Below are 26077 nucleotides of genomic sequence, written 5' to 3'. Positions count from 1 at the left end.
CGGACAGTGGCAATATTGCCAAGCGCCATTCAATTTCGTCACAATTCCGTTTAGAGTCGCAAACACAAATTGATCGGCGGCGACGGCATCGGAAACGGGGCACGGATGACTCTTCTCAGATCCTTCGGCATGGGCAGGCGCTCCGACGTTCTGATCTACGACCCGCACAAATTGTCGAGCCCGCAGGTGTTTCTGCTGACCATGGTGATCTTTCTGTTCATCGTGGCCTTCATCGCCGCCATCCTGACCCGCCAGATCTCGACCGCCTTCGTCACCAATCCCGGCCTCAACGGCCTGATCATCGGCGTGCTGGCGGTCGGCATCCTGCTGGCCTTCGTCCAGGTCGGCCGGCTGTTCCGCGAGGTGCGCTGGGTCAACTCGTTCCGCGCCGGTTCCGAAACCACCGAACCGGTGTTGCTGGCGCCGATGAAGGCGATGATCGGCCGCTCCTCGACGATTGCTTTCTCGACCAGTTCGATGCGCACCATGCTGGATTCGATCGCCACCCGCCTCGACGAAAGCCGCGACACGTCGCGCTACCTTGTCGGACTGCTGGTGTTCCTCGGCCTGCTCGGCACCTTCTGGGGCCTGCTCAACACGATCGGCTCGATCCGCGAAACCATCGAGTCGCTCGATCCCGGCACCGGCGATGCCGCGGCCGTGCTCGAATCCCTGAAGCAGGGGCTTTCCGCTCCGTTGGCCGGCATGGGCACCGCCTTCTCGTCCTCGCTGTTCGGCCTCTCCGGCTCGCTGGTGCTCGGCTTCCTCGACCTGCAGGCCGGCCGCGCCCAGACGCGCTTCTATACCGAACTCGAAAACTGGCTGTCCTCGGTCACCGACCTGTCCTCCGACATCGTCGTTGCCGACGCGGCCAAGACCGAACCCTCCGAGGAAATCCGGCTGTTGTCGGAAAAGCTGCGCACTCTGCAGGAGAATGGCGGCGGCTCCAATCCGCGCGTCGCCACCGCCATGGCCAATCTCGCCGACGGCATTTCCGGCCTGGTCAAGAACATGCGCTCGGAACAGCAGATCATGCGCGACTGGGTCGAGGCCCAGTCCGACGAGCAGAAGGCGATGCGCAACACCCTGGAGAAGATCGCCGACGCCTTGAAGAAGCCTGGAGTGCATTGACGTGGCGTTGGCACGAGGCCGGCGCTCCGACCGCCGCATCGATTACTGGCCGGGCTTCGTCGATGCGCTGTCGACGCTGCTGTTGGCGATCATGTTCCTGCTCACGGTTTTCGTGCTGGCGCAGTTCCTGCTCGGCCGCGAGATCTCCGGCAAGGACACGGTGCTCAACCGCCTCAACTCGCAGATCAACGAGTTGACCCAGCTTCTGGCGCTGGAACGCTCGACGACGCAGGACAAGGAGGACACCCTTGCCAATTTGCAGGCGTCGCTGTCCGCGTCGGAGGCGGAAAAGAGCCGGCTCGAGCAATTGCTGGCGCAAGGCGCTGGTGCCGGCGATGCCGCCAACCAGCGCGCGACGGCACTTTCCGGCGAGCTCGACAGCCAGCGCCAGATCAGCCAGCAGGCGCTGAGCCAGGTCGAGATCCTCAACCAGCAGATTTCGGCGCTGCGCAGGCAGATCGCAGCGCTCGAACAAGCGCTCGACGTGTCCGAAACGCGCGACCGCGAATCCAACACCAAGATCGCCGATCTCGGCCGCCGCCTCAACGTCGCACTGGCGCAACGCGTGCAGGAGCTAAACCGCTACCGCTCCGATTTCTTCGGCCGCTTACGTGAAATTCTTGCCGACCGCGAGAACATCCGCATCGTCGGCGACCGCTTCGTCTTCCAGTCGGAAGTGCTTTTCCCGACCGGCTCCGAGGTGATCAACGATGCCGGCAAGGTCGAGATGAAGAAGCTCGCCGATGCCATCATCGAATTGCAAAAGGAAATCCCGCCGGAGATCAACTGGGTGCTGCGCGTCGACGGCCACACCGACAACAAGCCGCTCTCCGGTACCGGCCGCTACCGCGACAATTGGGAATTATCGACGGCGCGCTCGACATCGGTGGTCAAGTTCCTGATCGAGAACGGCGTGCCGGCCAACCGGCTGGTCGCGGCCGGCTTCGGCGAATTCCAGCCGCTCGACCCCGCCGATACCGAAGAGGCGCGCAACAAGAACCGCCGCATCGAGTTGAAGCTGACCGAGCGGTGATCTGCAGGCCTTTGGCTTGTATCATGCGCCAGGTCGGGCCGGCTCAAGTCGGCGGCATTTAGGGCACTGGTGCGGCAGCGGCAAGCGCTGAAAAAATTACCTTTTTTTAATTACACTTTGCCGCCATGGCCTTTTAGCCTTGGTCATGGGCCGAGAACCGCCGGCGGTGGAACCGCTCATCGCGACGCGACGGAACCTGACGGCCCGCGGCCGGAAGGCAAGACCCTCCCAACCACCGCCTTCCCCAGTAAAGGAGACGCAACCATGCGCTTCTTCGCTCCCACGAATCTCAGGACTGCTACGCTCGCCACACTTCTCCTCGCCGTTCCGTTTGCTGGCGCTCACGCCGGCCCGCGTGCGACGGCCCTGATCAATCAGATCCAGAGTGTGGAGACGGGTATCCAGGGCGCCATCCGGGCGAACAAGCTCGACCCGGGCGAGGCACGTGACTTGCGCACGCAGGTCGCTCAACTCGATCGGGCCGCCCAGAGGGCCGCACGCGATGGAACGATGCCGGGCACGCAATATCAGCAGTTGCTGGCGCAGCTCGACGATGTCAGCCAAAAGCTGCGCGCTGACACCGGCAGTGCCTTCCTCATCGGCAACGGCGCCGATGGCGGATACTATCCCAACGGCTACGGCCCAACTTATCCAGGCGGCTGAAATCGGCCGCAGTGCCCGGCACTGTGGCAATGGATTTTGCGCATGATCCTTTTCCAGCTTTCGGTTCGGGGATCATGCGCTAGCCCAACGCCAGTGCAATCAGCGCCAGCACTGCCGGCACTGTCTCGATGAACAGGATTTTACGGCCCGCCGTCGCTGCCGTAAAGGCCGGCGACGGCGACGCAGAGCAGGAAGAAGACTTTGAACTGGAAACCGGCTTCGCCGAGGTAAAGCCCCAGATCAGGCCGGCTGCGAGAAAGCCGTTGTAAAGCCCCTGATTGGCCGCGAGCACTTTCGAGGCACTGGCGAATTCCGGCGTCAGCCTGAATACCATATGGCCGCGCGGCGTGTCCTACAGCACCATCTCAAGATAGACGATGCAGAGGTGGATCACGGCCACCAGCCCGACCAGCACATTGGCGATCATGTTTCGTCTCCGCATCGCGGTCTGCCGCCGCCGGACGACATTGATCACGCACGCCACCGCTTCCACAAGATGCTTTTCGGCCGTTGCAGCCGGCAGTCAATGCGTCGATCGCGGACGGCTTCGGGGTTGCCAACACTTTTGCATTGGTATCTTTTCCCGCCGTCAAATCAGCGGAACCCACAATGTCCTTTCAAAAACTCGACGACCTCGGCCACAAGCTCGAAGCGCTGGAACACGCCCTCGCCATCCTCGGCGCCGACGAGGCGACCCATATGGCGGTCGGCGGCGGCGAGAAGCGCGCAGAGGCAATGTCGGCGCTTGCCGGCATGCACCATGCCCGGGCGGCTGCGCCGGAGATTGCCGACTGGATCGCGGCGGCCGAGCAGGAGGCGCTGAACGAAGAGCAGCAGGCCGCGGTCAGAGAATTCCGCCGGCAATACACCAACCTGACCTGCCTGCCGGTCGAGTTCGTCGAGCGCCAGACGACCGCGCGCATGCGCTCCGAGCAGCTCTGGCGCGACCTGCGCGCCAAGAACGACTGGGCCGGCTTCCTGCCGGCGCTGGAAGGCGTCGTGGCGCTGGTCCGCGAGGAGGCGGCACTTCGCGCCGAGGTGCTCGGGCTCGAGCCTTACGACGCGCTGATGGAGCAATATGACCCGGGCAATCGCACCGCCGACATCACGCCTGTGTTTGTCGAGTTGAAGACCTTCCTGAAAGGCTTCGTGCCGGAGGCACTGGCCGTGCAGGAAGAGCGGCTGGCGAAACATCCGCTGAAGCCGCTTTCCGGCAGATACCCCTTGGACAAGCAGCGCGAGCTTGGCCTCGCCATGATGGCGGCGGTCGGCTTCGACCTCACCCACGGCTCGCTGTCGGTTTCGCACCATCCCTTCTGCGGCGGCGTGCCGAGCGACGTGCGCATCACCACCCGCTACAAGACCTCGGATTTCCTGTCGGCGCTGATGGGCGTGCTGCACGAGACCGGCCATGCGCTGTACGAGCAGAACCTGCCGAAGGCGTGGGCGCACTGGCCTCTGGGCAGAGCGCGCGGCATGGCGGTGCATGAAAGCCAGAGCCTGTTCGTCGAAAAGCAGATCGGCCGCAATCCAGAATTCTGGCGCTGGGCACTGCCGGTGGTCGAAAGACACCTCGGCGAGAGCTGGACGATCGACGACATCCTGCCGCATGTACACCGGGTCGAGCGCGGCCTGATCCGCGTCGATGCCGACGAGGTCACCTATCCGCTGCACGTCATTCTGCGCTACGAGCTGGAGCAGGAGCTTGTCTCGGGACGGCTGGAAGCAGCCGACCTGCCCGAAGCCTGGGATGCCAAGATGCGCGATTATCTCGGCCTGTCGACATCAGACAATCCGGCTGACGGTCCGATGCAGGACGTCCACTGGCCGGGTGCCGCCTTCGGCTATTTCCCCTCCTACACGCTGGGCGCCATGATGGCGGCGCAGCAATGGGCGGCGCTGACCAGGGATCATCCTTCAGCCGACGAAGACCTCGCCAAGGGAGATTTCGCCGCGATCAACGACTGGCGCCGCAAAAGGATCTGGTCGCAAGGCTCGCGCTGGTCGACACCGGAACTGCTCGAACGCGCTACCGGCGAAAAGCTCGATGCCGCACATTTCACTGACCATCTGAAGAAGCGGTACGGGAACTGAGCCGCTTCGTCTATTCCAGGTTCTTGCCGCGGTGACTGCAGAAATCCGCGAAACTGGCCTTTACTTTGGTGGGAAAGCCTCTGAAAAAGGAGTTCTTCCAAGTTGGGCGAGCGTAGATGTCTGTCTGTTACAGTTTTCATAGGATGAAGTCTTTCTGGCCCCGCTTGGTATTTTTCATCTTATTGATCGGCCTGAGTTCTCCGGCCATGTCCGACGACATGGTTCTCAAGGGTCCGGCAGAAAGCTGGGTAAAGCAGCTTGATATTCCGGCTGCCGATCCCACCCGATCGGATCAAATCAAGAATGGCGTTTCATGGCTGCTCTCGGACGACCAGATCAAGCATCGCGCCGGCGGCTATGTCGAGTACTCGCGCACCGTCTATAAAATCGTCGACCGTCCCGGCCTGGATCGTGGCGCGAGTATCGATCTGCAGTTCGATCCGTCCCGGCACAAGGTCACGCTCAACCATCTTCACATCATCCGCGATGGCGCCGTTCTGGACCGGCTGGAAGGCGTCGAATTCGACATCTTCCGCAGGGAAAGAGACGCCGAGAAGGGTGTCTTCGACGGCTGGCTGACAGCACATGTCAACATCGATGATGTGCGCACCGGCGACATCGTCGATTACGGGTCGACCTACGAAGTAACACCGCTGGTCGGCAAGGACCTTTTCTTCAAGAATTTCTCCACCGAATGGGAAGAGCCGGTAGCGCTTATCCGCACAAGCATCATTTGGCCTTCGGGCCAGCCGCTCCAGATCAAGACAAGGGGAACGCGACTTAAGCCCTCAATCTCCCCGACTGGGCCGGACACCACCTATCTATGGGAAATTCCAAACCCGAAACCGGTCAATGTCGAGGACAACCTGCCCGTGACCTATCCAGGCTGGGGCTCCATCGATGTCGCGTCTACCGCGAATTGGCAAAGTGTGGTCGATGCCGTTGCGCCCTATTACAAGCCAGCGACCGTTTTTCCCCCGGCTTTTGCCGCAAAGCTCGACGACATCGCTCTGCGGCATCCGGTGCCCGAAGACCGGATGGTCGAGGCAATGCGGTTGGTGCAGGACCAGATCCGCTATGTAAGCCTGTCGATGGGTGCCGGTTCCTACGTTCCGCGTGATCCCGCGACGGTTATCCTGAGCGGGTTCGGTGACTGCAAGGACAAGGCCCTGCTGCTGGTTTCGTCGCTTGTGCGGCTTGGCATTGCTGCCGAGGTCGCCTTGGCCGATCTCGACGAGGGACGGGCCCTGGACCAGCATCTGCCGGCGCTCCGCGATTTCGACCATGCCATCGTCAAGGCAAGGATCGGAGCAAAGACATATTGGCTGGACGCCACGAACTATCTTCAGGGCGGCAGGGCGCACAATCTCGCACAGCCGGACTACGGCTTCGCGCTGCCGCTTTCCAGCACCGGCGGGTTGGAGAAGATGCCGAGCCCTGTGCTTACCAGCCCGTCGATCCAGATCGCCGAGGAATTCGACTTTCCGCGGAAACCGGGCGATCCCCTCGTGCTGACGGTCTTCTCGACATATGAGGACGCCGATGCCGATTGGATGCGCGGCAATTTCGCCAGCCGGTCGCTGAGCGAGGTGTCGGACGCCTACCTGAAATACTACAACAAGCAATATCCAGGCATCCAAACCATCGCCAAGCCGGAAATCGTGGATCGCCGCGACGGCAACATAGTGAGCGTGAAGGAAAGTTATCGCTTGCCGGCGGAGGCGCTGACGGCCAACGATCTGGCAAAGAATTTCCCGATCCGCGCGGCCGATCTCGGCAACAACTCTCTTCCAACCCCGACAATCGTCGACCGAACCGGGCCCGTCTCCCTCGGCCCCCAGTTCTACCGCCGCCACAAGGTGACCGTGCGCAACCTCAAGGCGAGGTTTTCCGGCGAGTCGATGAAAAACGTCGTGACGCCCTATCTGTCTCTCAAGGCATCCTGGTCCAACACGCCCACCGAATTGCAAGTTGAATGGAACTTTCAGACGCTGGCGACTGAAGTACCGGCCAAGGCGATTGCCGATTATCTGAAAACCGTCGATGACCTCGCAGACCAGGTTCGCTGGCAGTACGATTTTACCTATGAAGAGCCGCCTGCCGATGTGCAGCTCAGCGATCCGGCAAAGGAGCAGCGACAGACCGTCGCCAGCATGCTTTTGTTGTCGTTGCTTGTCGGTGTTCCCCTGTTCATCGCCTATCGACGCGGCAAACGCCGAGCTTTCGGTAGCTGAAGAATCTCGGCCGCCGCTGGGCACCATGATCCCGAAAAGTGGACGCCGGTTTTCGGAAAAGATCATGGTCAAACAAGAAGATGGAGCCTCATCCCGATTTCATCGGGATGGAGCGATGCTACTCGGCCGCGCCCCTGAAAGCATTCGCCCCGGTATCGAACTGCAGCTTGGCCAGCCGCGCATAGATGCCGCCCTTGGCGACCAGACTCTGATGCGTGCCTTCCTCGACAATGCGGCCGCCATCCATGACCAGGATGCGATCGGCCATCAGCACGGTTGCCAGCCGATGGGCGATGACGATCGTGGTGCGGCCCTTCATCAGCCGGTCCAGCGCCGTCTGCACCAGCGTCTCGCTTTCGGCATCTAGCGCCGAGGTCGCCTCGTCGAGCAGCAGGATGGGCGCATCGCGCAGAATCGCGCGGGCGATCGCCACGCGCTGGCGCTGGCCGCCCGACAGCGTCACGCCGCGCTCGCCGACCTGGCTGTCATAGCCCTTTTCGAGTTTCAGGATGAACTCGTCGGCAAGCGCGTCCTTCGCCGCCGCCTCGATCTCGGCCTGGCTGGCGCCAGGCCGGCCAAAGCCGATATTGTCGCGCGCGCTTGCGGCAAAGATGGTGACGTCCTGCGGCACGATGGCGATGCGCGCGCGGATCGCGGCCGGATCGGCCTCGCGCAGATCGACCCCGTCGATGACGATTCCGCCGGACTCCGGATCGTAGAAGCGCAGAAGCAGCGAAAACACGGTGCTCTTGCCGGCGCCCGAGGGTCCGACGATCGCCACCGTCTCGCCGGGTTTGACCTGAAAGCTCAGGCCATGGACGGCGGCGCGGTCGGGCCGGGCCGGATAGGAGAAGGAGACATCGTCGAAGCTGATCGCACCTCTCGCCTTTGCCGGCAGCGGCTTCGGATCGGCGGGCGCCTGGATCGCGGGTTTCTCGGCCAGGATCTCGGTCAGCCGTTCGGCAGCGCCCGCTGCCTGGGACAGTTCGCCCCAGACCTCCGACAGGGCGCCGAGCGCGCCGGCGGCGAACACCGAATAGAGCAGGAATTGACCAAGCGTGCCCGGCGACAGCGTGCCGTCGAGCACGTCGCGCGAACCGAACCACAGCACCGCCACGACTGACGAAAAGATCATGAAGATGGCGAAGAAGGTGAGAAACGAGCGGGCAAAGATCGAGGCCCGCGCCGCTTCGAACGCTGCTTCCACGGCGGACGAAAAATACCTGGTTACAAGCTTCTCGTTGGTGAAGGCCTGCAGGGTGCGCACCGCGCCGATCTGCTCGCTGGCATAGGCGGTGGCATTGGCCAGCGTATCCTGCGCCAGCCGTGACTTGCGCCGCACCGAGCGGCCGAAGGCGACCAGCGGCAGCACGATTAGCGGAATGGCCGCGATGACCAGGCCGGACAGTTTTGGGCTGGTGAAGACCATCATCGCCACGGCGCCAAGGCCGAGGATGACGTTGCGCAAAGCCACCGAGGCGGTGGCACCGACGGCCGATTTGATCTGTGTCGTGTCGGCAGCGAGCCGCGAGACGATCTCGCCCGACAGGGCCGTGTCGAAGAAGGAGGGCGACAGCGTGGTGACGTGGGCAAAGACATCGCGGCGGATATCGGCAACGACGCGCTCGCCGAGCGTGATGACGAAATAGTAGCGGCTGGCCGATGCCGCCGCCAGAACGGCGGCCATCACCACCAGCATGGCGAAATATTCGGCAATGAAGCTGGAATCGGAAGCGGAAAAACCGTGGTCGATCATCCGCCGCACGGCCAGCGGCAGCGCCAGCGTCGTCGCCGCCGCGACGGCCAGTGAGACGATCGCGCCGATGACCATTTTGCGGTAATGGGTGATGTAGGGAAACAGGCGCTGCAGCGGCTTCAGCGAGCGCCTGCGCTCGTCTGCATCGCCGCTGATGTTCGCCATGACCGTTTCCTTTGGCCCTTTGAGGCTTGCGCCATCAATATGCGCTTGCCGCGGCCTTGTGATTCAATTCCGGCTGATGTATAGGCTCGCCGACCGTTTTAGAAGCCGTGGCTCCTCAATAGCTGCGGCTTCGAGTTTTAAAAAGGGGCGCATCGACGCAGGCTTCAGCCCGTCGGCAGCACCCGGCAAGCCAGGAACAGACCCATGAAGACCGATATCCATCCCGACTACCACACCATCAAGGTCGTCATGACCGACGGCACCGAATACATGACCCGTTCGACCTGGGGCAAGGAAGGCGATACGATGAACCTCGATATCGACCCGACCACCCATCCGGCCTGGACTGGCGGCCAGCAGACCCTGCTCGACCGCGGTGGCCGCCTGTCGAAGTTCAAGAAGCGTTTCGAAGGTTTCGGCCTTTAAGCGCACTGGCGTTTCGCAGATCGAGAAACCCGCCTTCGTGGCGGGTTTTTTATTGCGAAAATACGGCCCTATTCGCCGACCAGCTCGCGCAGCGCCATCCGCTTGTAGGCGGCAACCAGCCTGTCGCCCTCTTGCCGCCCGACCGAGATCGCCAGCCGCATTGCGGCCTCGCCCATCTGCCAGATGAGAAACGCCGTCGTTTCCAGCGCTTCCGGATCGGCGGACGGCCGCAGCCGCTTCAGCACCGCAGTGAGGAATTCGGCGTTGGCCCGGCTGTCGGCGAGCTCGAGTTCGCGCAAGGCCTTGTCGGCCTGCGTGCCCGACCAGATGTCGCGCATCACCGGCTCAGCCAGGAACATTCCGTAGTAGATATCCACCAGTTCCGAAAATGCCCGGCGCAGGCCTTCGGCGTCATTGACCTCGGCTAGCGCTGCCGCAATGCAGGCCTGGCTTTCGGCGGTGTAGCGTTCGGCCAGCGCCCAGATGATCGCCCTCTTGTCGGGGAAGAACTGGTAGAGCGAGCCGATCGACACGCCGGCCCTCTCGGCCACCTCGCCCATGCGCATGGCGTCGCTGCCTTGCTCGGCGATCAGCGCCGAGGCGGCAGCCAGCATGCGCTCGACCCGCTCGCGGCTGCGCTGCTGGCTCGGCGCCCGGCGCGGCGATGCGGCCTGCTCGTTGCGGGAACCCGGTGCAGCGGTGCCTTCCATGACTGTCTCCAGAAAAATGGCTTGACTGACAAAATACGAGGGTTTATCACGTTTTGCAAATGTGAGGATAATTCATATTTTTAGACGACGCACCAATCGAACTGCTCGAATCTGAAACCGGAGCAACTGACATGATCATGAAACTGCTTCCCACCCTCACCTTCGTCGCTGCCATTGGCTCAGGCGTTGTCGGCGGCGTTTTCTTCGCCTTCTCCAACTTTATCATGCCGGCGCTCGCCCGCTTGCCTGCCGCAGGCGGCATCGCCGCCATGAATTCGATCAACATCACCGTGATCACGCCGACATTCATGACCGCACTTTTCGGCACCGGGCTGGTCTGTCTTGTCCTCGCCGCCGGCGCTCTTATCGGCTGGAGCCAGCCGGGTTCGTTCTGGCTTCTCGCCGGCGCCCTGATCTATGTCGTCGGCAATCCGATCGTGACGATGATGTTCAACGTGCCGCTCAACAACGCCCTGGCTGCGGTCGATCCGGCAAGCGCCAAGGGCGCCGCCGTGTGGGCCACCTATCTCAAGGACTGGGTGATGTGGAACCACGTCCGCACCATCACCGCCATCGTGGCGCTGGGCTGCTTCATCTTCGCGTGGCGGTGAATGCAGGACGGAAGTGTAAAAGGCCTTCAGGCAGGATCTTTTGACTTATCGCCCTTGCGGTCGGCATGGCCGAGATCGCGATCCGGATCGATGACATCGCGAACCAGTTGCTTGAGCTTTGCGGCGTCGGGAAAACCGCCATCACGCTTGCGGTCCCAGACCAGCGTGTCATTGCAGGAAATGGTGAAGATGCCACCGGTGCCGGGCACCAGCGTCACCTCGCCGAGATCGGTACCGAAGGTGGACAGCAGCTCCTGCGCCATCCAGCCGGCCCTGAGCAGCCACAGGCACTGGGTGCAATAGGTGATGCGGACTGTGGGCAGCGCGTGTTGGGTCATGCCGCGCTGAGCTTCGCCAAGGTCTCCTCGTCGACCTCGAAATTGGCGTAGACGCTCTGCACGTCGTCGTCGTCCTCAAGCGTCGCAACCAGCTTCATCAGCGATTGTGCCCGCTCCTCGTCGACCGCGATATTGGTCTGCGGCTTCCAGATCGGCTTCACCGATTCAGCCTCGCCGAGCGCGCCTTCCAGCGCCTTCGACACTTCGCCGAGATTCTCGAAAGCGCAGTAGATCGTGTGGCCTTCCTCGTCCGACTGGACGTCGTCGGCACCGGCCTCGATCGCCGCGTCCATCACCTTCTCGGCGCTGCCGGCCGATGCCGGATAGTAGATCTCGCCGACGCGGTCCCACATGAACGATACCGAGCCGGTCTCGCCCATCGCCCCGCCCGCCTTGGTGAAGGCAGCGCGCACATTCGACGCCGAGCGGTTGCGGTTGTCGGTCAGCGCCTCGACGATCAGCGCGACGCCGCCTGGCCCGTAACCCTCGTAGCGCACGGCTTCGTAGGTCTCGGCATCGCCCATCGACGCCTTGTTGATGGCGCGCTGGATATTGTCCTTCGGCATCGACACCGCCTTGGCGTTCTGCACCGCAAGGCGCAGGCGCGGGTTCATCGATGGATCGGGCGTGCCGCTCTTGGCGGCGACGGTGATTTCGCGCGCCAGCTTGGAAAACATCTTCGACCGCACCGCATCCTGGCGGCCCTTGCGGTGCATGATGTTCTTGAACTGTGAATGGCCAGCCATGGCACCCCTGTCATCTTCTCGGCTAGAGCATCTGCCGCCTGGTGAACCACCCGGCATCTTGCAAAATGCTCGAATTCAAAATTTCAGAACGTCCTGCTGCGTCCCTGACGGACGGACGGCGCTCGCTGTCGGAATGGCCGGCTTATAGATAAATCGGCTCAATTCGTCCAGCCGCGCCATTGCTGCCGGCACGCAAGGCTTTCAAGATCCGAAAATCGGCAGGCTTCGGCAAACCTTTCATCCCTCAAGATCGGATTTCAGCCGGTCGAGGATGCTGATCGCGTGCGTGGCATATTGACTGATCCAGCGGTCGTGGATGTGCTTGATCGGCAGCGCGTTGAGATGGTTCCAGCGTTCGCGCCCCTCGCGCCGCGCCACGACCAGGTCGGCCTCCTCCAGCACCTTCAGGTGCAGCATGACCGTGCAGCGGTCCATGTCGGGGAAGGCATCGCACAACATGCCGGTGGTCTGCGGCGCATCCTTCAGCCGGTCCAGCAACGCACGCCGGCGCGGATGCGCCAGCGCCTTGAAAACATTGTCGTCTCGCGATTGGCTTGACATGTTATGTTTCTATAACATATCCTTGAGCCATTCAAGGAAGGAGCTGTGGATATGTCTCTTGGATTCAGGGTTTCTGGCCGCATCGGCAAACCCGTCGCCGAAGTCTTCGATGCGGTCGTCAATCCGAAGAAACTTAGCGGCTACTTCACCACGATCGGCGGCGCCAGCGCACTGCTGGAGGCGGGCGCCACCGTCATCTGGTGGGGCAAGGTTCCCGTCGAGGTCGACGAGGTGAAGAAAGACAGCCGCATCGTGCTGCGCTGGGATGCCACCGACGCCGACGGCAAGCCAGCCTACAAGACCCGCATCGAGATGAATTTCGAGCCGCTCGACGATGGCGGCACCTTCGTCACCATCGCCGAAACCGGCTGGCACGAGAACGCGGTCGGCCTGAAGAAATCCTACCTCAATTGCGAGGGCTGGTCGCAGATGCTGGCCTGCATGAAGGCCTATGTCGAATACGGCATCAATCTGCGCGACGGCTATTACCGCAGCGAGATGAAGGGCGAGCCGGCCAACGAGAACAACATCTGAAAAGCCACCAAGATGACGGAGGCCTGCGATGAAGCAAGTGACGCCATTTCTGATGTTCGAGGGCAAGGCCGAAGAGGCAATGACCTTCTATTGCGAGACGATCCCCGACAGCAGCGTCCTTGACGTCACACGTTACGGCTCCGGCGAAGACGGCCCGGAAGGAACGGTCAAGCTGGCGCGCGTGTCCATAAGCGGTCTGGAAGTGATGGTCTACAACAGCCCCGTGCACCATGCCTTCACGTTCACGCCATCGGTCTCGCTGTATGTGAATTGCTCCACGGAGGCAGAGCTGAACGGCATTGTCGAGGCTCTGGCCAAGGACGGCAAATTTCTGATGGCGCTGGACAATTATGGTTTCAGCCGCCGGTTTGCATGGCTCAACGACAGGTTCGGAGTCTCCTGGCAAATCAATTTGGCATAGCGAGTTCTGGACCGAACCGGCCAATCGAACCTGAACACGGCAATGGAGTCAGCAAATGACCGCGAAGATCACCGGCGGCATCAACATCGCGATGAAAGTCCCGCCGCATCAATACCAGGCAACGATCGCCTTCTATCGCGACGTCATCGGCCTGAAGCCATTCACGGCCAAATCGCCGGCCGTCGGGTTCGAACTTGGTCCCAATCGGCTGTGGATCGACGAGGCGCCGATGATGAGCCAGGCCGAGATCTGGCTGGAACTGTTCACCGATGATTTTCCGGCCGCTGCGGAGCATCTCGCCGAGGCCGGCGTCGTGCGCTGCGATGCCATTGAGGCACTGGGTGAAGGCTTTCGCGGCGGCTGGATCACCAATCCGGCCAACATCATTCACCTCGTGCGCGAACCCGATGCCTGGTGAACAGGGCGGCGCCGTGGAAAGGAGGACGCTATGAAAATCCGTGAAACACCGACCGCCGAAGCCGGCATGCTGATAAGGCGGCCGGTCGCCGACGTATTCGAAGCCTTCGTCGATCCGGCGATCACGACGAAATTCTGGTTCACCCATGGCAGCGACAGGTTGGACAGCGGCAAGGAAATCAGTTGGGAATGGCGCATGTATGGCGTCTCGACGACGGTCAATGTCAGTGAGATCGTCGATAACAAGAAGATCGTCATGCAATGGAGCGATCCGCCGACCACGGTAGTGTGGACTTTCGCCGAGATGCCGGGCGGCACGACCTTTGTCGAGGTCCGCAATTTCGGCTTTGTCGGCAGCCCCGATGAGCAGGTCAAGCAGGCGATCGGCTCGACCGGCGGTTTTGCGCTGGTGCTCGCCGGCGCCAAGGCGTGGCTGGAGCAAGGCGTGATGCTCGGCCTGATCGGCGACCGCCATCCGAAGGGTGTGCCGGGGAATTAGGTCAGCCGCGGTGGGCCATCCTCAGTGCCCGCCGCCTTTTGCCTTCTTCCGCCGCCGCGCCAGCATGTTGAGCCCTTCGACCAGTGCCGAAAAGCCCATGGCGGCGTAGATGTAGCCTTTCGGCACGTGGTAACCCATGCCGTCGGCGATCAGCGTCATGCCGATCATCAGCAGGAAGCCGAGGGCCAGCATGACGATGCTGGGGTTCCTGGCGATAAAGTCGGCCAGCGGCCCGGCCGCCAGCATCATCACGCTCACCGCCACGATCACCGCGATGTACATGATCGCGATTTCGTCGGTCATGCCGACGGCGGTGATGATCGAGTCGATCGAGAAGACGAGGTCGAGCAGCAATATCTGGAAAATCGCGCCGGCCAGCGAAAGCTGCAGCGTCTCGCCCATCATGGTGTCCTGGTGATCATCGAGATCGACCGTGTGGTGGATCTCCTTGGTCGCCTTCCAGACGAGAAACAGGCCGCCGGCGATCAGGATCAGGTCGCGCCATGAAAAGCCGTGGCCGAAGGCGGTGAATATCGGCGTCGTCAGTTGGACGATGATTGAGATGGTGGCCAGTAGGATCAGCCGCATCACCAGCGCGGCCGAGATGCCGAGCCGCCGGGCGCGGGCCCGCTGCGCTACCGGCAATTTGTTGGTCAGGATCGAGATGAAGATCAGATTATCGATGCCGAGCACGACCTCCAGCACGATCAGCGTCAGCAGCGCGACCCATGCCGTCGGGTCGGAGACAAAGGCGAAATGCGGCGCCAGGAATTCGACTAGCTGCATGGAGGTCGTCCCCTCTACGATCTAGAGCAGTTTCGCCGGCAATTGGGTATTGCAAGCGTCTATATCAATGTCACGACCAGAAGGATGGAGCCGTTTCCTCCAGCCGCGGGCCGCGGCGAAACGGCGCGATCCGTTCGGTCAGGCCGCTACGGTCGGAAATGTCGACGCCGACGCCGCACAATGTCGCCGGTCCGGTCGACGCCTCGAAGCGGCCTTTCGGCACCTTGGACAAGAACCGGTTGAGCGGCTCCTCCTTGTCCATGCCGAGCGAGGAATCGTAATCGCCGCACATGCCGGCATCGGAAATATAACCGGTGCCGCCATTGAGGATCTGGTGATCGCCGGTCGGCTGATGCGTATGGGTGCCGACAACAAGGCTGGCACGGCCGTCGACGAAATGAGCGAAGCACATTTTTTCCGAGGTCGCCTCGGCATGGAAATCGATGACGATCGCATCGGCCTGCTCGCCAAGCGGGCAAGCGGCAAGTTCGCGCTCGCCGGCCTGGAACGGATCGTCGAGCTCGGGATGCATGAACACCCGGCCCATGATGTTGGCGACCAGCACGCGCGCGCCGTTCCTGGCGATGTAGACGCCTGAGCCGCGCCCCGGCGTACCCTTGGGGAAATTAGACGGACGCAGGAAGCGCTCTTCGCGCGGCGCGAAAATCAGCGCATCGCGCTGGTCCCAGACATGGTTGCCGGTGGTGACGACATCGGCGCCGGCCGAGATCGTCTCGCGAAAAATTTCCTCGGTGATGCCGAAGCCGCCGGCGGCGTTCTCGCCATTGACGATGACGAAGTCGAGCTTGAAATCCGAGATCAGGCCAGGCAGTTGTTCCCACACCGCCGTACGTCCTGTCTTGCCGACCATGTCGCCGAGAAAGAGAAGTCTCATATAAGCGTGATCCCGAACCGAAGGTCAGCGAAGCAACAAGCTGCATGACTTTCGGAAAAGACCATGCGTCCAGGAACTTATCTACAATTTCGGCGCGAAGCGACGCAACCCGCTCTCGGTGAGTATTTCCGGAATGATCACGTCATGCGGCTCGTCAGGCACCACGGCCACCTCCTGGCAGTCGAAGGCAATGCCGATCAGCCGCGGCTGCTGCCCCTTGTCGACCAGCCGCGCGATCGCCCGGTCGTAATAGCCGGCGCCGTAGCCGATGCGGTGGCCGCGCGCATCGAAGGCGGCAAGCGGCACCAGCATCAGCTGGGGATCGAGCACCTCGGCTTCCTCGTGTGGCCCGACGGTGCCGAAGCCCATGTCGACCATCGGCGCGCCGCGCACCAGTTCGCGAAAGACGATGATGGTTTTGTCGAGAATGGCCGGCAGGCAGAGCCTTGCCCCCTTTTCGCGCAAGGCAAACATCAGCGGCCGGACGTCGACTTCCGAGCGCATCGGCCAGAAGCCTGAGACGATCTGGCCCGGCGCGACGGTGATCCGGTCGCGCGCCGTCTCGGCCATTTCGAGTGCTGCCTCCACCCGCCAGAAAGGATCGAGCGCGTCGCGGCGCCCGAGGGCTTGGTTGCGGAGATTTTTTTTCAGGTCTTTTGGGGATGTCATGCGCCGACGTTAGAAAAGGTCAGATTTGGATGGAGTTTTACGAGCGACGTTTTGGAGGAGCGGGGCGAACTTTTCGTTCGTGAGAGCACCGCACAAAGCGGCGCGACGACAAGATCCGCCAGACATGGCCTTTTCGATAGGTGACGATCCACACAACCGGTGGAGAGAGCGATCCCGGGAACCTACAAAGTAGGTGGGCGCCGTATGAGAAAACCCACGGGTCTTCCCAGGGACAGCTCCCTAGGGATCATTAAGGCCCCGGGGAAAATGTTCTCCTGCCGGGAAGCGCAGACCGTCTCCGCCAATATAGGCAGACGGCAGACCAAGCGCCAGAGAGACGACATGTTTCGAGTCTTAAATCGACGCAGAACCGCTCGACGAGGGTCGCGCCGGCAAGATCCCCGCTTTGCCAGCAGCGCCTTGCACAGCGAAGGCCGCGTCCTTAGGGTCGCGCGATGAACCCGGGAGCAAAAATGCGTTTCGAAGGCACGGCAGCCTATGTTGCCGACAAGGATCTGATGGTGGCGGTCAACGCGGCGATCGCGCTGGAGCGGCCGTTGCTGGTCAAGGGCGAGCCCGGTACCGGCAAGACCGAACTTGCCCGCCAGATGGCGGCGGCGCTCGGCCTGGATCTGATCGAATGGCACGTCAAGTCGACCACGCGGGCGCAGCAGGGCCTCTATGAATATGATGCCGTCTCGCGGCTGCGCGACAGCCAGCTCGGCGACGAGCGCTTCAACGACATCCGCAATTACATCAAGCGCGGCAAGCTGTGGGACGCCTTTGCTGCCGGCAAGAAAGTCGTGCTTCTGATCGACGAGATCGACAAGGCCGATATCGAGTTCCCCAACGATCTGTTGCAGGAACTGGACCGGATGGAGTTCTTCGTCTACAAGACCGGCGAGACCATCCGCGCCACCGTCCGGCCGATCGTCATCATCACCTCCAACAACGAAAAAGAGCTGCCGGACGCCTTCCTGCGCCGCTGCTTCTTCCACTACATCCGCTTTCCCGACGTCGAGACGCTGCACAAAATTGTCGACGTGCACTATCCCGGCATCAAGCAGAACCTGGTGCGCGCCGCACTCACGCAATTCTATGAAATCCGTGACGTGCCGGGCCTCAAGAAGAAGCCGTCGACCTCCGAGGCACTCGACTGGATCCGCCTGCTGGTCGCCGACGACATCGCGCCCGAAGACCTGCGCGCCGACCCGAAGAACGCGCTGCCGAAACTGCACGGCGCCTTGCTGAAGAACGAACAGGACGTGCATCTGTTCGAGCGCCTGGCCTTCATGGCGAGACGGCAGGGGTGAGGGGCCGGTCGGCCGGAAGCCCACGAAGTCACCGGACAGCGCTTTCCCGGTGCTGGACCGTTGCCTCTAGCCGGGCACGGAGGCAGCTTCAGGTTGCCGACTTCAGAGGGAAACGAAATGACCGAGATCACCGTCCGCCCATTGGCGCAATCTGACCATACCAATTGGCGGCGTCTGTGGACCGCCTATCTCACCTTCTACGAAACCAAGCTGCCGGAAGAGGTTTACGCCGTCACCTGGAAGCGGCTGTTCACGGCGGGCGAGTTCGAGCCGAAAGGTTTCATCGCCACCCTCGACGGCAAGGCCGTCGGCCTGACACACTATCTTTACCATCGCTCCTGCTGGTCGCAGATAAACAACTGTTATTTGCAGGACCTGTTCGCCGACCCCGATGTGCGCGGCAAGGGCGTCGGCGCCGCCCTGATCGAAGCGGTCAAGCAGGAAGCCGGCAAGATCGGCGTCAAGAACGTCTACTGGATGACCCACGAGACCAACACCACCGCACGCAAGCTCTACGACCACGTGGCGCGCAGGACCGGCTTCATCGAGTATGATCTGCTGTAGACGGTGAGATGTTCATCCCCTTCTTCCTCGAACTGAAGGCAGCGCGGGTTCCGGTCTCGCTCCGCGAATATCTGTCGCTGCTGGAGGGGCTGGAAGCCGGGCTGGTCGACTATGATGTCGAGGGCTTTTACTATCTCGCCCGCGCCGCTCTGGTGAAGGACGAGCGCCACATCGACCGCTTCGACCAGGTCTTTTCGCACATCTTCAAAGGTGTCGAGGCGCAGGCTGGCAAAAACCCGGTCGATGTCGCAAACATCCCGGAGGAATGGCTGCGGAGGCTCGCCGAAAAGCACCTGACCGATGAGGAGAAGAAGCTGATCGAGGCGCTGGGCGGCTTCGAAAAGCTGATGGAGACGCTGAAGAAGCGGTTGGAGGAGCAAAAGGGCCGGCATCAGGGTGGTTCGAAATGGATCGGCACCGGCGGCACCTCGCCCTTCGGCGCCTATGGCTACAATCCCGAAGGCGTGCGCATCGGCCAGCACGAGAGCCGCAACCGCCGCGCGGTAAAAATCTGGAACAGGCGCGAGTTCAGGAATTTCGACGATGCCGTCGAACTCGGCACCCGCAACATCAAGGTCGCGCTGAAGCGCTTGCGCCGCTGGATGCGCGAAGGCGCCGAAGAGGAGTTCGACCTGCCCGGCACCATCCACGCCACCGCCGAGCACGGTTATCTTGACGTTAAGACACAACCCGAACGTCGCAATGCCGTGAAGCTGCTGATGTTCTTCGATGTCGGCGGCTCGATGGACGACCATGTCAGGAGCGTCGAGGAGCTGTTTTCGGCCGCCCGCGCCGAGTTCCGCCAGCTCGAATATTTCTATTTCCACAACTGCCTCTACGAAGGCGTGTGGAAGGACAATCGCCGCCGCCATGCCGAGGTGATTCCGACCTTCGATCTCCTCCATAAATATGGCCCCGACTACAAGGTGATCGTCGTCGGCGACGCCTCGATGAGCCCCTATGAGATCGCCCAACCCGGCGGCTCGGTCGAGCATTGGAACAAGGAGGCCGGTGCCGTCTGGCTCGGCAGGCTGCTGCAGCAATGGCCGAACGCCATTTGGCTCAATCCGGAAGACGCGAAGAACTGGGGCTATACCCATTCGATTGCCATGATCCGCGATATCTTTGGCGGCCGCATGTTTCCGCTGACGCTCGCCGGCCTGGAAGCCGCGACGAAGCAACTTTCAAGGAAGCACTGAATGGATCCACGCAAAACAGGACGGTCGACCTGTTTCCTTTGCCTGCAATGCGGTGTCCAGTTCGCGGCGACAGCGACGCCGCCGCGATATTGCCCGATCTGCGAGGACGAGCGGCAATATGTGCGCTGGGAGGGCCAGGCCTGGACCACGCCGGAAGAGCTCGCCGCCGGGCATCGGCTCGTGATCAAGGATGATGCCGGCGTGCTCGCCTTCGGCATCGAGCCGCGCTTCGCCATCGGCCAGCGCGCATTGCTGGCGCAAACGCCGCACGGCAATGTGCTGTGGGACTGCATCTCGATGGTCAGCGACGAGGCATTGGCGGAGATCAACCGCCGGGGCGGCCTGGCCGCCATCGCCATTTCGCACTGCCATTATTATTCGGCAATGGTCGAATGGAGCGCGGCGTTTGGCGGCGTGCCGATTTATCTGCACGCCGATGATCGTCAGTGGATCATGCGGCCGCATCCGGCAATCATCAGTTGGGAGGGCGAGATGCGCGCCATAAACCCGTCGCTGACGCTCATCCGCTGCGGCGGCCACTTTGCCGGTGGCCAGGTGCTGCACTGGAAGCGCGATGCCGGCAATGCCATCCTGGCCGGCGACATCCTGCAGGTGACGCCGACCCGCCGTCATGTCAGCTTCATGTACAGCTATCCGAACTATATCCCGCTCAACGCGACGAAGGTGCACGGCATCAAGGCCGCGCTGGAGCCTTTCGCGTTCGACCATATCTACGGCGCATGGTGGAACCAGAACGTCATCGGAGATGCAAAGGCGGCATTTTCAGCATCGGTTGCGCGCTATCTCGCGGCCATCGCCTGAGGAATTCTTTGCAACGGGATAGGAAATACGGGCAAACGCCGTAACAAATGCCTATTTCAGGCGAAGTTGGGAAGGCAACCCAAATAGCGAGATAAGCTAAGAGGAAAAAATGGACAGCCACACCTACCCCGTTACCCGCACCGATGCCGAATGGCGCGCCCGGCTGACGCCCGAGCAATATGCGGTGATGCGCAACCACGGCACCGAGCGGCCGGGAAGCTGCGCCCTGCTGCACGAGAAGCGCGCCGGCACCTTCTCCTGCGTCGGCTGCGACCAGCCCTTGTTTGAATCCAAGCTGAAATTCGAGAGCGGCACCGGTTGGCCGAGCTTCAACGACCCAGTGCCGGGTTCGCTCGAGACCACCGTCGACCGCAGCTATGGCATGGTCCGCACCGAGTGCCATTGCGCCCGCTGCGGCAGCCATCTCGGCCATGTCTTCGACGACGGCCCGCCGCCGACCGGTCTGCGCTATTGCATCAACGGCGTGGCGCTCAAATTCGATCCGGCCGCCTGATCGTCAGGCCACAACCACCAGGATCAGCCACAACGTGGCGCCAAGCGTCATCAGCGAGGCCATGACGCCACTCGATTTTCCGGCAGTTCGCCAAACGGCAAAGGTCAGGAAGATATTGTAGGGCACCGGCGCGAAATGCACCGCCAGGACGAGCGCAAGCGGCAGCTTCAGCCCGAGCAGAATGAGCGCCGCCACAGATGACGCGACGTTGATCGCTGTGCCGACAACGACCAGGTCGCGCCAGAACAGCCGATCGAGCGGCACGCCGCCGAACCAGCGTGAGCGGAAGAAGGCGGCAACGCGCGACATGATCGTCATCGATCGACCGGCTCCCTCGCTCTGCTCACCAGAGCGATTCTAAGGATTGCGTCTGGAAACCCAGCTTTATTCCTGACCCAGAACTTCGGCAATCGCGCGCTCGAAACGCGAGGCTTCCGTCACCAGCCAGTCGGTCATCGCCGGCCAATTGTCCTCGGCAAAACAATTCACCCGCCACATCGAATTGATGCCGAGGCCGTCGCAACTTTGTTCTGGCCTGAGCTTCAGCCTGTCTTCGATGGCCGGCTGGAACGGCTTCAACCGCGACCAGGCTTGCGTGGCACCGAACTTCTCGTTGCGGCCGAAGAAGACGCCGACATGATTCTGCGCAGGCGCGACGTACATGGAAAGGACCAATGCGAAATCGGGCAGCCCACGCTGCCAGAACCACGGTCCGCGCCTCGCCAGCAGAGCCCTTTCATCCGGATGCCGTTCCGCGAACAGCATCCAGAAGCTGCGTTGGCGGAATTCAGAGGCGCGGCGGGCGCCAAAATCGAATTCGCTCATGGCTGGAATCCATGGTCAGAACCGCTTCTCCCGCGATCGTCTCCGGCGCCGAGGCCGGCCTTTACACCATGCCGAGCGCAGCCTTGTACAGATCGAGGATGGATTCCTCTTCCTGCCGCTCGGCCTGGTCCTTCTTGCGCAGCCGGATAATCGACCGCATCGCCTTGGTGTCGAAGCCGGTGCCCTTGGCCTCTGCGAACACTTCCTTGATGTCGTCGGCAATCGTCTTTTTCTCTTCCTCGAGCCGCTCGATGCGTTCGATGAAGGCGCGCAGCTGGCCGGCGGCAACAGTCTGGCTGGTCTCGATGATGTCGTCGGCCATAGTCTTCTCTCCGCGTCGTTTTCTCACCGCGACTCGGGGTGACCCGAGCGGCGAATTGCAGCGGTTCGATGCCCGACCGGGCGCGGCGGGTCAAGGTGCTATCGATGCGGCATGAAGGGTTGCTGCCAGGCGCCGACAAGGCCCTATCGAGATGCTGGCCTAACTCACCCGAATGCGATCAGCAGATCCTTGGCATCGATCTGGTCGCCGGCCTTGACCAGCACCTCGGCTATGGTGCCGTCGCGTTCGGCATGCAGCGCTGTTTCCATCTTCATCGCTTCGATCGACAGCAGCACGTCGCCGGCCTTCACCGCCTGGCCGGCAGCCACCGCAAGCGCCGAGACGACGCCAGGCATCGGCGCGCCGACATGCGCCTCATTGCCCGGCTCCGCCTTGCGCCGTGCCTTGGCGGCGGAGGCGCCATGCGCCCGGTCCGGCACCTTCACCCGGCGCGGCTGCCCGTTGAGCTCGAAGAACACGGTGACCATGCCCTTTTCGTCGACATCGCCGATGGCAAGGCAGCGCACCACCAGCGTCTTGCCTTTTTCGATGTCGACGAAAATCTCGTCTTCCGGCTTCATGCCGTAGAAATAGGTCGGCGTCGGCAGCACGCTGACCGGCCCGTAGGTCTCCTGCGCGGCGGCAAAATCGGAAAACACCTTCGGATACATCAGCCACGACGCGAACTCGAACTCACTGAGCTTGCGCTCGAGCTTTTCCTCGACCTCCGTGCGACTGGCCTTGAGGTCCGCCGGTTTGAGCAGCGAACCCGGCCGCACCGTGATCGGCTTTTCGCCCTTCAGCACCTTCTTCTGCAATGGCTTTGGCCAGCCGCCCGGCGACTGGCCGAGATCGCCGCGCAACATCGACACCACCGAATCCGGGAAGGCGATGTCCCTCGCCGGATTCTCGACGTCGGCGACGGTCAGGTCCTGGCTCACCATCATCAGCGCCATGTCGCCGACGACCTTGGACGACGGCGTCACCTTGACGATGTCGCCGAACATCAGATTGACGTCGTGATAGGTCTGCGCCACTTCATGCCAGCGTGTCTCCAGCCCGAGCGAGCGCGCCTGTTCCTTGAGGTTGGTGAACTGACCGCCCGGCATTTCGTGCAGATAGACCTCCGATGCCGGCCCCTTCAGGTCGCTTTCGAAGGCTGAATACTGGTTGCGCACCGCCTCCCAGTAGAACGAGATGTTCCTGATCCACTGCGGGTCGAGGCCCGGATCGCGCTCGGTGCCCTTCAGCGCCTCCACGATCGAACCGAGGCACGGCTGCGAGGTGTTGCCGGATAGCGAATCCATCGCCGCGTCGATGGCGTCGACGCCGCTCTCGACCGCCGCCAGCACGGTTGCCGCCGACAGGCCGGATGTGTCGTGGGTGTGGAAGTGGATCGGCAGGTCCGTCGCCTCGCGCAGCGCCTTGAACAGCACGCGGGCAGCGCTCGGCTTTAGAAGCCCAGCCATGTCCTTGACGGCGATGATATGGGCGCCTGCTGCCTGCAATTCCCTGGCCAGGCCGACATAGTATTTCAGATCGTATTTGGCCCGCGCCGGATCGAGTATGTCGCCGGTATAACAGATCGCCGCTTCGATCAGTCTGCCCTCGGCGCCGACCGCATCCATGGCCACGCGCATGTTCTCGACCCAGTTCAGGCAGTCGAAGACCCGGAACAGGTCGATGCCGCCGGCAGCGGCCTGGCGGACGAAATGCTGGACGACATTGTCGGGATAGTTGGTATAGCCAACGCCGTTGGCACCGCGCAGGAGCATCTGCAGCACAAGGTTGGGTGCTGCCTCGCGCACCAGCGACAGCCGCTCCCATGGGTCTTCGGTGAGAAAGCGCATGGCGACGTCGAATGTGGCGCCGCCCCAGCATTCGAGCGACAAAAGCTGTGGCAGCGCGCGCGCATAAGTGCCGGCAATGCCGGCGATGTCATAGGTGCGTACCCTTGTGGCGAGCAGCGACTGATGCCCGTCGCGCATTGTCGTGTCGGTGACCAGCACCTCTTTTTGCTCGCGCATCCACGCGGCGAATTTCTCCGGCCCGAGCACGTCGAGCTTCTGCTTGCTGCCTTGAGGCACATTGCCGTTGAGATATGGCACCACCGGTGGCGCCGCATCGGCCTTTGGCTGCGGCCGGCCGCGCGTCTCGGGATGACCATTGACCGAAACGTCGGCAAGGTAGTTGAGCAGCTTGGTCGCGCGGTCCTGCCGCTTCACACTGGCGAACAGTTCCGGCGTCGTGTCGATGAACTTGGTGGTGTAGGAATTGTCGGCGAAGCTCGAGTGATTGATGATCGCCTCGAGGAACGTGAGGTTGGTCGCCACGCCGCGGATGCGGAACTCGCGCAGCGCCCGGTTCATGCGGGCAATGGTCTCGGCCGGCGTCGGCGCCCATGCCGTCACCTTCTCCAGCAGCGGGTCGTAGAAGCGGGTGATGACCGCGCCCGAATAAGCGGTGCCGCCGTCGAGGCGGATGCCGAAGCCGGTGGCGCCGCGATAGGCGGTGATGCGGCCATAGTCCGGGATGAAATTATGCTCGGGATCTTCGGTAGTGATGCGGCACTGCAGCGCGTGGCCGTTCAGCCTGATGTCCTTTTGCGCCGGCACGCCCGATTCCGCCGTGCCGATGGCAAAGCCGTCGAGGATGTGGATCTGCGCCTTGACGATGTCGATGCCGGTCACCTGTTCGGTGACGGTGTGCTCGACCTGGATGCGCGGATTGACCTCGATGAAATAGAATTTTTCGGTATCGGCATCCTGCAGGAACTCGACTGTGCCGGCGCCGATATAGCTGGTCTCGCGCGCGATCCTCAGCGCGTAGCCGCAAAGCTCCTCGCGCTGTGACATTTCGAGGTAGGGCGCCGGCGCCCGCTCGACCACTTTCTGGTTGCGGCGCTGGATCGAACAATCGCGCTCGAACAGGTGCACGGCGTTGCCATGTGTGTCGCCCAGCACCTGCACCTCGACATGGCGCGCGCGCTCGATCAGCTTTTCGAGATAGACTTCGTCCTTGCCGAAAGCCGCCTTCGCCTCACGCTTGCCTTCCATCACCTCGCGCGCGAGATCGGCCTCGGAGCGGATGGCGCGCATGCCGCGGCCGCCGCCGCCCCAGGACGCCTTGAGCATCACGGGGTAGCCGATCGTCTTGGCGAGTTCCTTTACCGCCGCCATGTCGTCCGGCAAGGGATCGGTAGCGGGAATTACCGGCACACCGACTTCGATTGCGAGATTGCGGGCGGCGACCTTGTTGCCCAGCCTGCGCATCGTATCCGGCTTTGGCCCGATGAAGATGATGCCGGCCTTGGCGCAGGCTTCGGCGAATTCCGGGCTTTCCGACAGCAGGCCGTACCCTGGATGGATGGCATCGGCGCCCGATAGCCTGGCGACGCGGATAACCTCCTCGATCGACAGATAGCTTTCGATCGGCCCCATATCCCTGGCCAAATGCGGCCCGCGCCCGACCTGGTAGCTTTCGTCGGCCTTGAAGCGATGCAGGGAGTATTTGTCCTCCTCTGCCCAGATCGCCACGGTTTTGAGGCCGAGCTCGTTTGCCGCGCGGAAGACGCGGATGGCTATTTCGGAGCGGTTGGCGACAAGGATCTTCGAGATTGCCAAGGACAGGGCTCCGGACGCGGGGAAGGGGACTGCCGGACATGATTAGCGCGAAAATGCTGCAGTGCAAACAAAATCGAAAAGAGGATTAAACCGATTTAATTTGATCTATCGCGCTGACACATTGCGTGTCAATCCGAAGAACGCCTGGGCAGTTCCGATCCAGGCTTTCGGGAACTCTCATAAAAAATGCCCGGCGCGAGGCGCCG

The 26077-nt window shown here is 62.2% G+C and carries 29 protein-coding genes, 1 other RNA gene and 1 pseudogene; 16 read left to right on the top strand and 15 right to left on the bottom strand.

Annotated elements, in window-relative coordinates; all coding sequences use genetic code 11:
* Window positions 1–105: 105 nt before the first annotated feature.
* The 3 genes from NKI16_RS19140 to NKI16_RS19130 all read left to right on the top strand — a co-directional run bounded on the left by NKI16_RS19140 (window position 106) and on the right by NKI16_RS19130 (window position 2827).
* Entirely contained in the window at window positions 106–1131 is a 1026-nt protein-coding gene (locus NKI16_RS19140; protein WP_023678019.1) for a MotA/TolQ/ExbB proton channel family protein, read from the top strand.
* A 1-nt stretch (window position 1132) separates the two neighbouring features.
* Window positions 1133–2164 carry a peptidoglycan -binding protein gene (locus tag NKI16_RS19135; protein ID WP_023678020.1) on the top strand — a complete coding sequence of 344 codons (1032 nt, stop codon included), beginning with the start codon at window positions 1133–1135 and terminating at the stop codon, window positions 2162–2164.
* Window positions 2165–2428: 264 nt separating this feature from the next.
* On the top strand, window positions 2429–2827 hold the full coding sequence (locus NKI16_RS19130) for a hypothetical protein (protein ID WP_023678021.1): 399 nt from the start codon (window positions 2429–2431) through the stop codon (window positions 2825–2827).
* A gap of 79 nt (window positions 2828–2906) precedes the next feature.
* Here the strand turns inward: NKI16_RS19130 and NKI16_RS19125 are convergent.
* Together NKI16_RS19125 and NKI16_RS19120 are read right to left on the bottom strand one after the other, a co-directional pair.
* Window positions 2907–3164: pseudogene (locus NKI16_RS19125) on the bottom strand (DUF1304 family protein); the annotation flags it as partial.
* A gap of 15 nt (window positions 3165–3179) precedes the next feature.
* Entirely contained in the window at window positions 3180–3302 is a 123-nt protein-coding gene (locus NKI16_RS19120) for a hypothetical protein (RefSeq protein WP_280952106.1), read from the bottom strand.
* A gap of 134 nt (window positions 3303–3436) precedes the next feature.
* On the opposite strand from NKI16_RS19120, the gene NKI16_RS19115 reads away from it, so the two are divergent.
* Window positions 3437–4921 carry a carboxypeptidase M32 gene (locus NKI16_RS19115; protein WP_352640796.1) on the top strand — a complete coding sequence of 495 codons (1485 nt, stop codon included), beginning with the start codon at window positions 3437–3439 and terminating at the stop codon, window positions 4919–4921.
* 206 nt (window positions 4922–5127) lie between these two features.
* A complete protein-coding gene (locus NKI16_RS19110; protein WP_023678023.1) occupies window positions 5128–7155 on the top strand; it encodes a DUF3857 domain-containing protein in 2028 nt (675 codons plus the stop codon).
* 118 nt (window positions 7156–7273) lie between these two features.
* Here NKI16_RS19110 and NKI16_RS19105 read toward each other — a convergent pair whose 3' ends face one another.
* Window positions 7274–9076, bottom strand: a complete 1803-nt coding sequence (locus NKI16_RS19105) for an ABC transporter transmembrane domain-containing protein (RefSeq protein ID WP_023678024.1) — start codon at window positions 9074–9076, stop codon at window positions 7274–7276.
* Between the two features lie 204 nt (window positions 9077–9280).
* On the opposite strand from NKI16_RS19105, the gene rpmE reads away from it, so the two are divergent.
* Complete coding sequence (gene rpmE, locus NKI16_RS19100) at window positions 9281–9502, top strand: 50S ribosomal protein L31 (RefSeq protein ID WP_006327661.1); 222 nt, start codon at window positions 9281–9283, stop codon at window positions 9500–9502.
* A gap of 68 nt (window positions 9503–9570) precedes the next feature.
* On the opposite strand, the gene NKI16_RS19095 is transcribed toward rpmE, so the two are convergent.
* Window positions 9571–10212 (bottom strand): TetR/AcrR family transcriptional regulator, encoded by a 642-nt coding sequence (locus tag NKI16_RS19095; protein ID WP_023678025.1) that lies wholly within the window; start codon window positions 10210–10212, stop codon window positions 9571–9573.
* 131 nt (window positions 10213–10343) lie between these two features.
* On the opposite strand from NKI16_RS19095, the gene NKI16_RS19090 reads away from it, so the two are divergent.
* Entirely contained in the window at window positions 10344–10823 is a 480-nt protein-coding gene (locus NKI16_RS19090; protein ID WP_023678026.1) for an anthrone oxygenase family protein, read from the top strand.
* A gap of 26 nt (window positions 10824–10849) precedes the next feature.
* Here the strand turns inward: NKI16_RS19090 and NKI16_RS19085 are convergent, their stop codons facing one another.
* The 3 genes from NKI16_RS19085 to NKI16_RS19075 form a co-directional block, all read right to left on the bottom strand.
* The gene (locus NKI16_RS19085; protein ID WP_023678027.1) at window positions 10850–11161 is read right to left on the bottom strand and encodes an Rdx family protein; all 312 of its coding nucleotides are present in this window, start codon (window positions 11159–11161) and stop codon (window positions 10850–10852) included.
* Complete coding sequence (locus NKI16_RS19080; RefSeq protein WP_023678028.1) at window positions 11158–11907, bottom strand: YebC/PmpR family DNA-binding transcriptional regulator; 750 nt, start codon at window positions 11905–11907, stop codon at window positions 11158–11160. Before NKI16_RS19080 ends, NKI16_RS19085 begins: the two co-directional genes overlap by 4 nt.
* Before the next feature lie 237 nt (window positions 11908–12144).
* Window positions 12145–12468, bottom strand: a complete 324-nt coding sequence (locus NKI16_RS19075) for an ArsR/SmtB family transcription factor (RefSeq protein WP_023678030.1) — start codon at window positions 12466–12468, stop codon at window positions 12145–12147.
* A gap of 51 nt (window positions 12469–12519) precedes the next feature.
* On the opposite strand from NKI16_RS19075, the gene NKI16_RS19070 reads away from it, so the two are divergent.
* From NKI16_RS19070 to NKI16_RS19055, 4 genes are read left to right on the top strand one after another with little or no spacing between them, the layout of a single operon-like run.
* Window positions 12520–13002: an SRPBCC domain-containing protein gene (locus NKI16_RS19070; RefSeq protein ID WP_023678031.1), complete on the top strand. Its 483-nt coding sequence runs from the start codon at window positions 12520–12522 to the stop codon at window positions 13000–13002.
* Between the two features lie 28 nt (window positions 13003–13030).
* Window positions 13031–13423 (top strand): VOC family protein, encoded by a 393-nt coding sequence (locus NKI16_RS19065; protein WP_023678032.1) that lies wholly within the window; start codon window positions 13031–13033, stop codon window positions 13421–13423.
* A 55-nt stretch (window positions 13424–13478) separates the two neighbouring features.
* On the top strand, window positions 13479–13841 hold the full coding sequence (locus tag NKI16_RS19060) for a VOC family protein (RefSeq protein WP_023678033.1): 363 nt from the start codon (window positions 13479–13481) through the stop codon (window positions 13839–13841).
* Window positions 13842–13871: 30 nt separating this feature from the next.
* Window positions 13872–14339, top strand: a complete 468-nt coding sequence (locus NKI16_RS19055; RefSeq protein WP_023678034.1) for an SRPBCC family protein — start codon at window positions 13872–13874, stop codon at window positions 14337–14339.
* A 21-nt stretch (window positions 14340–14360) separates the two neighbouring features.
* Here the strand turns inward: NKI16_RS19055 and NKI16_RS19050 are convergent, their stop codons facing one another.
* The 4 genes from NKI16_RS19050 to ssrS all read right to left on the bottom strand — a co-directional run bounded on the left by NKI16_RS19050 (window position 14361) and on the right by ssrS (window position 16986).
* Window positions 14361–15125 carry a TerC family protein gene (locus tag NKI16_RS19050; protein WP_023678035.1) on the bottom strand — a complete coding sequence of 255 codons (765 nt, stop codon included), beginning with the start codon at window positions 15123–15125 and terminating at the stop codon, window positions 14361–14363.
* A gap of 70 nt (window positions 15126–15195) precedes the next feature.
* Complete coding sequence (locus NKI16_RS19045) at window positions 15196–16020, bottom strand: TIGR00282 family metallophosphoesterase (protein ID WP_023678036.1); 825 nt, start codon at window positions 16018–16020, stop codon at window positions 15196–15198.
* Between the two features lie 81 nt (window positions 16021–16101).
* Entirely contained in the window at window positions 16102–16689 is a 588-nt protein-coding gene (locus tag NKI16_RS19040; protein ID WP_023678037.1) for a 5-formyltetrahydrofolate cyclo-ligase, read from the bottom strand.
* 141 nt (window positions 16690–16830) lie between these two features.
* Window positions 16831–16986, bottom strand: a non-coding RNA gene (gene ssrS / locus NKI16_RS19035) — 6S RNA.
* 176 nt (window positions 16987–17162) lie between these two features.
* Between ssrS and NKI16_RS19030 the strand changes: the two genes are divergently transcribed.
* The 5 genes from NKI16_RS19030 to msrB all read left to right on the top strand — a co-directional run bounded on the left by NKI16_RS19030 (window position 17163) and on the right by msrB (window position 21101).
* A complete protein-coding gene (locus tag NKI16_RS19030; RefSeq protein WP_352923599.1) occupies window positions 17163–18002 on the top strand; it encodes an AAA family ATPase in 840 nt (279 codons plus the stop codon).
* A gap of 117 nt (window positions 18003–18119) precedes the next feature.
* On the top strand, window positions 18120–18566 hold the full coding sequence (locus tag NKI16_RS19025) for a GNAT family N-acetyltransferase (RefSeq protein WP_023678039.1): 447 nt from the start codon (window positions 18120–18122) through the stop codon (window positions 18564–18566).
* A gap of 8 nt (window positions 18567–18574) precedes the next feature.
* On the top strand, window positions 18575–19765 hold the full coding sequence (locus tag NKI16_RS19020) for a vWA domain-containing protein (protein ID WP_023678040.1): 1191 nt from the start codon (window positions 18575–18577) through the stop codon (window positions 19763–19765).
* A complete protein-coding gene (locus NKI16_RS19015; protein ID WP_023678041.1) occupies window positions 19766–20587 on the top strand; it encodes an MBL fold metallo-hydrolase in 822 nt (273 codons plus the stop codon).
* Between the two features lie 109 nt (window positions 20588–20696).
* Window positions 20697–21101, top strand: a complete 405-nt coding sequence (gene msrB / locus NKI16_RS19010) for a peptide-methionine (R)-S-oxide reductase MsrB (RefSeq protein ID WP_352569565.1) — start codon at window positions 20697–20699, stop codon at window positions 21099–21101.
* A gap of 3 nt (window positions 21102–21104) precedes the next feature.
* Here the strand turns inward: msrB and NKI16_RS19005 are convergent, their stop codons facing one another.
* The 4 genes from NKI16_RS19005 to pyc form a co-directional block, all read right to left on the bottom strand.
* Window positions 21105–21419 (bottom strand): hypothetical protein, encoded by a 315-nt coding sequence (locus NKI16_RS19005; protein ID WP_023678043.1) that lies wholly within the window; start codon window positions 21417–21419, stop codon window positions 21105–21107.
* Between the two features lie 66 nt (window positions 21420–21485).
* Window positions 21486–21926, bottom strand: a complete 441-nt coding sequence (locus tag NKI16_RS19000; protein ID WP_023678044.1) for a hypothetical protein — start codon at window positions 21924–21926, stop codon at window positions 21486–21488.
* 61 nt (window positions 21927–21987) lie between these two features.
* Window positions 21988–22248 carry a DUF2312 domain-containing protein gene (locus tag NKI16_RS18995; protein WP_023678045.1) on the bottom strand — a complete coding sequence of 87 codons (261 nt, stop codon included), beginning with the start codon at window positions 22246–22248 and terminating at the stop codon, window positions 21988–21990.
* Between the two features lie 164 nt (window positions 22249–22412).
* Window positions 22413–25871, bottom strand: coding sequence for a pyruvate carboxylase (gene pyc, locus NKI16_RS18990; protein ID WP_023678046.1), 3459 nt, complete (start codon window positions 25869–25871; stop codon window positions 22413–22415).
* Between the last annotated feature and the right edge of the window lie 206 nt (window positions 25872–26077).

The sequence above is a fragment of the Mesorhizobium sp. M0698 genome, from assembly GCF_040320455.1.
Lineage (GTDB): Bacteria > Pseudomonadota > Alphaproteobacteria > Rhizobiales > Rhizobiaceae > Mesorhizobium.
The sequence above is the reverse complement of the archived record's forward strand: the minus strand, read 5'-3'. Positions and strand labels throughout refer to the sequence as shown.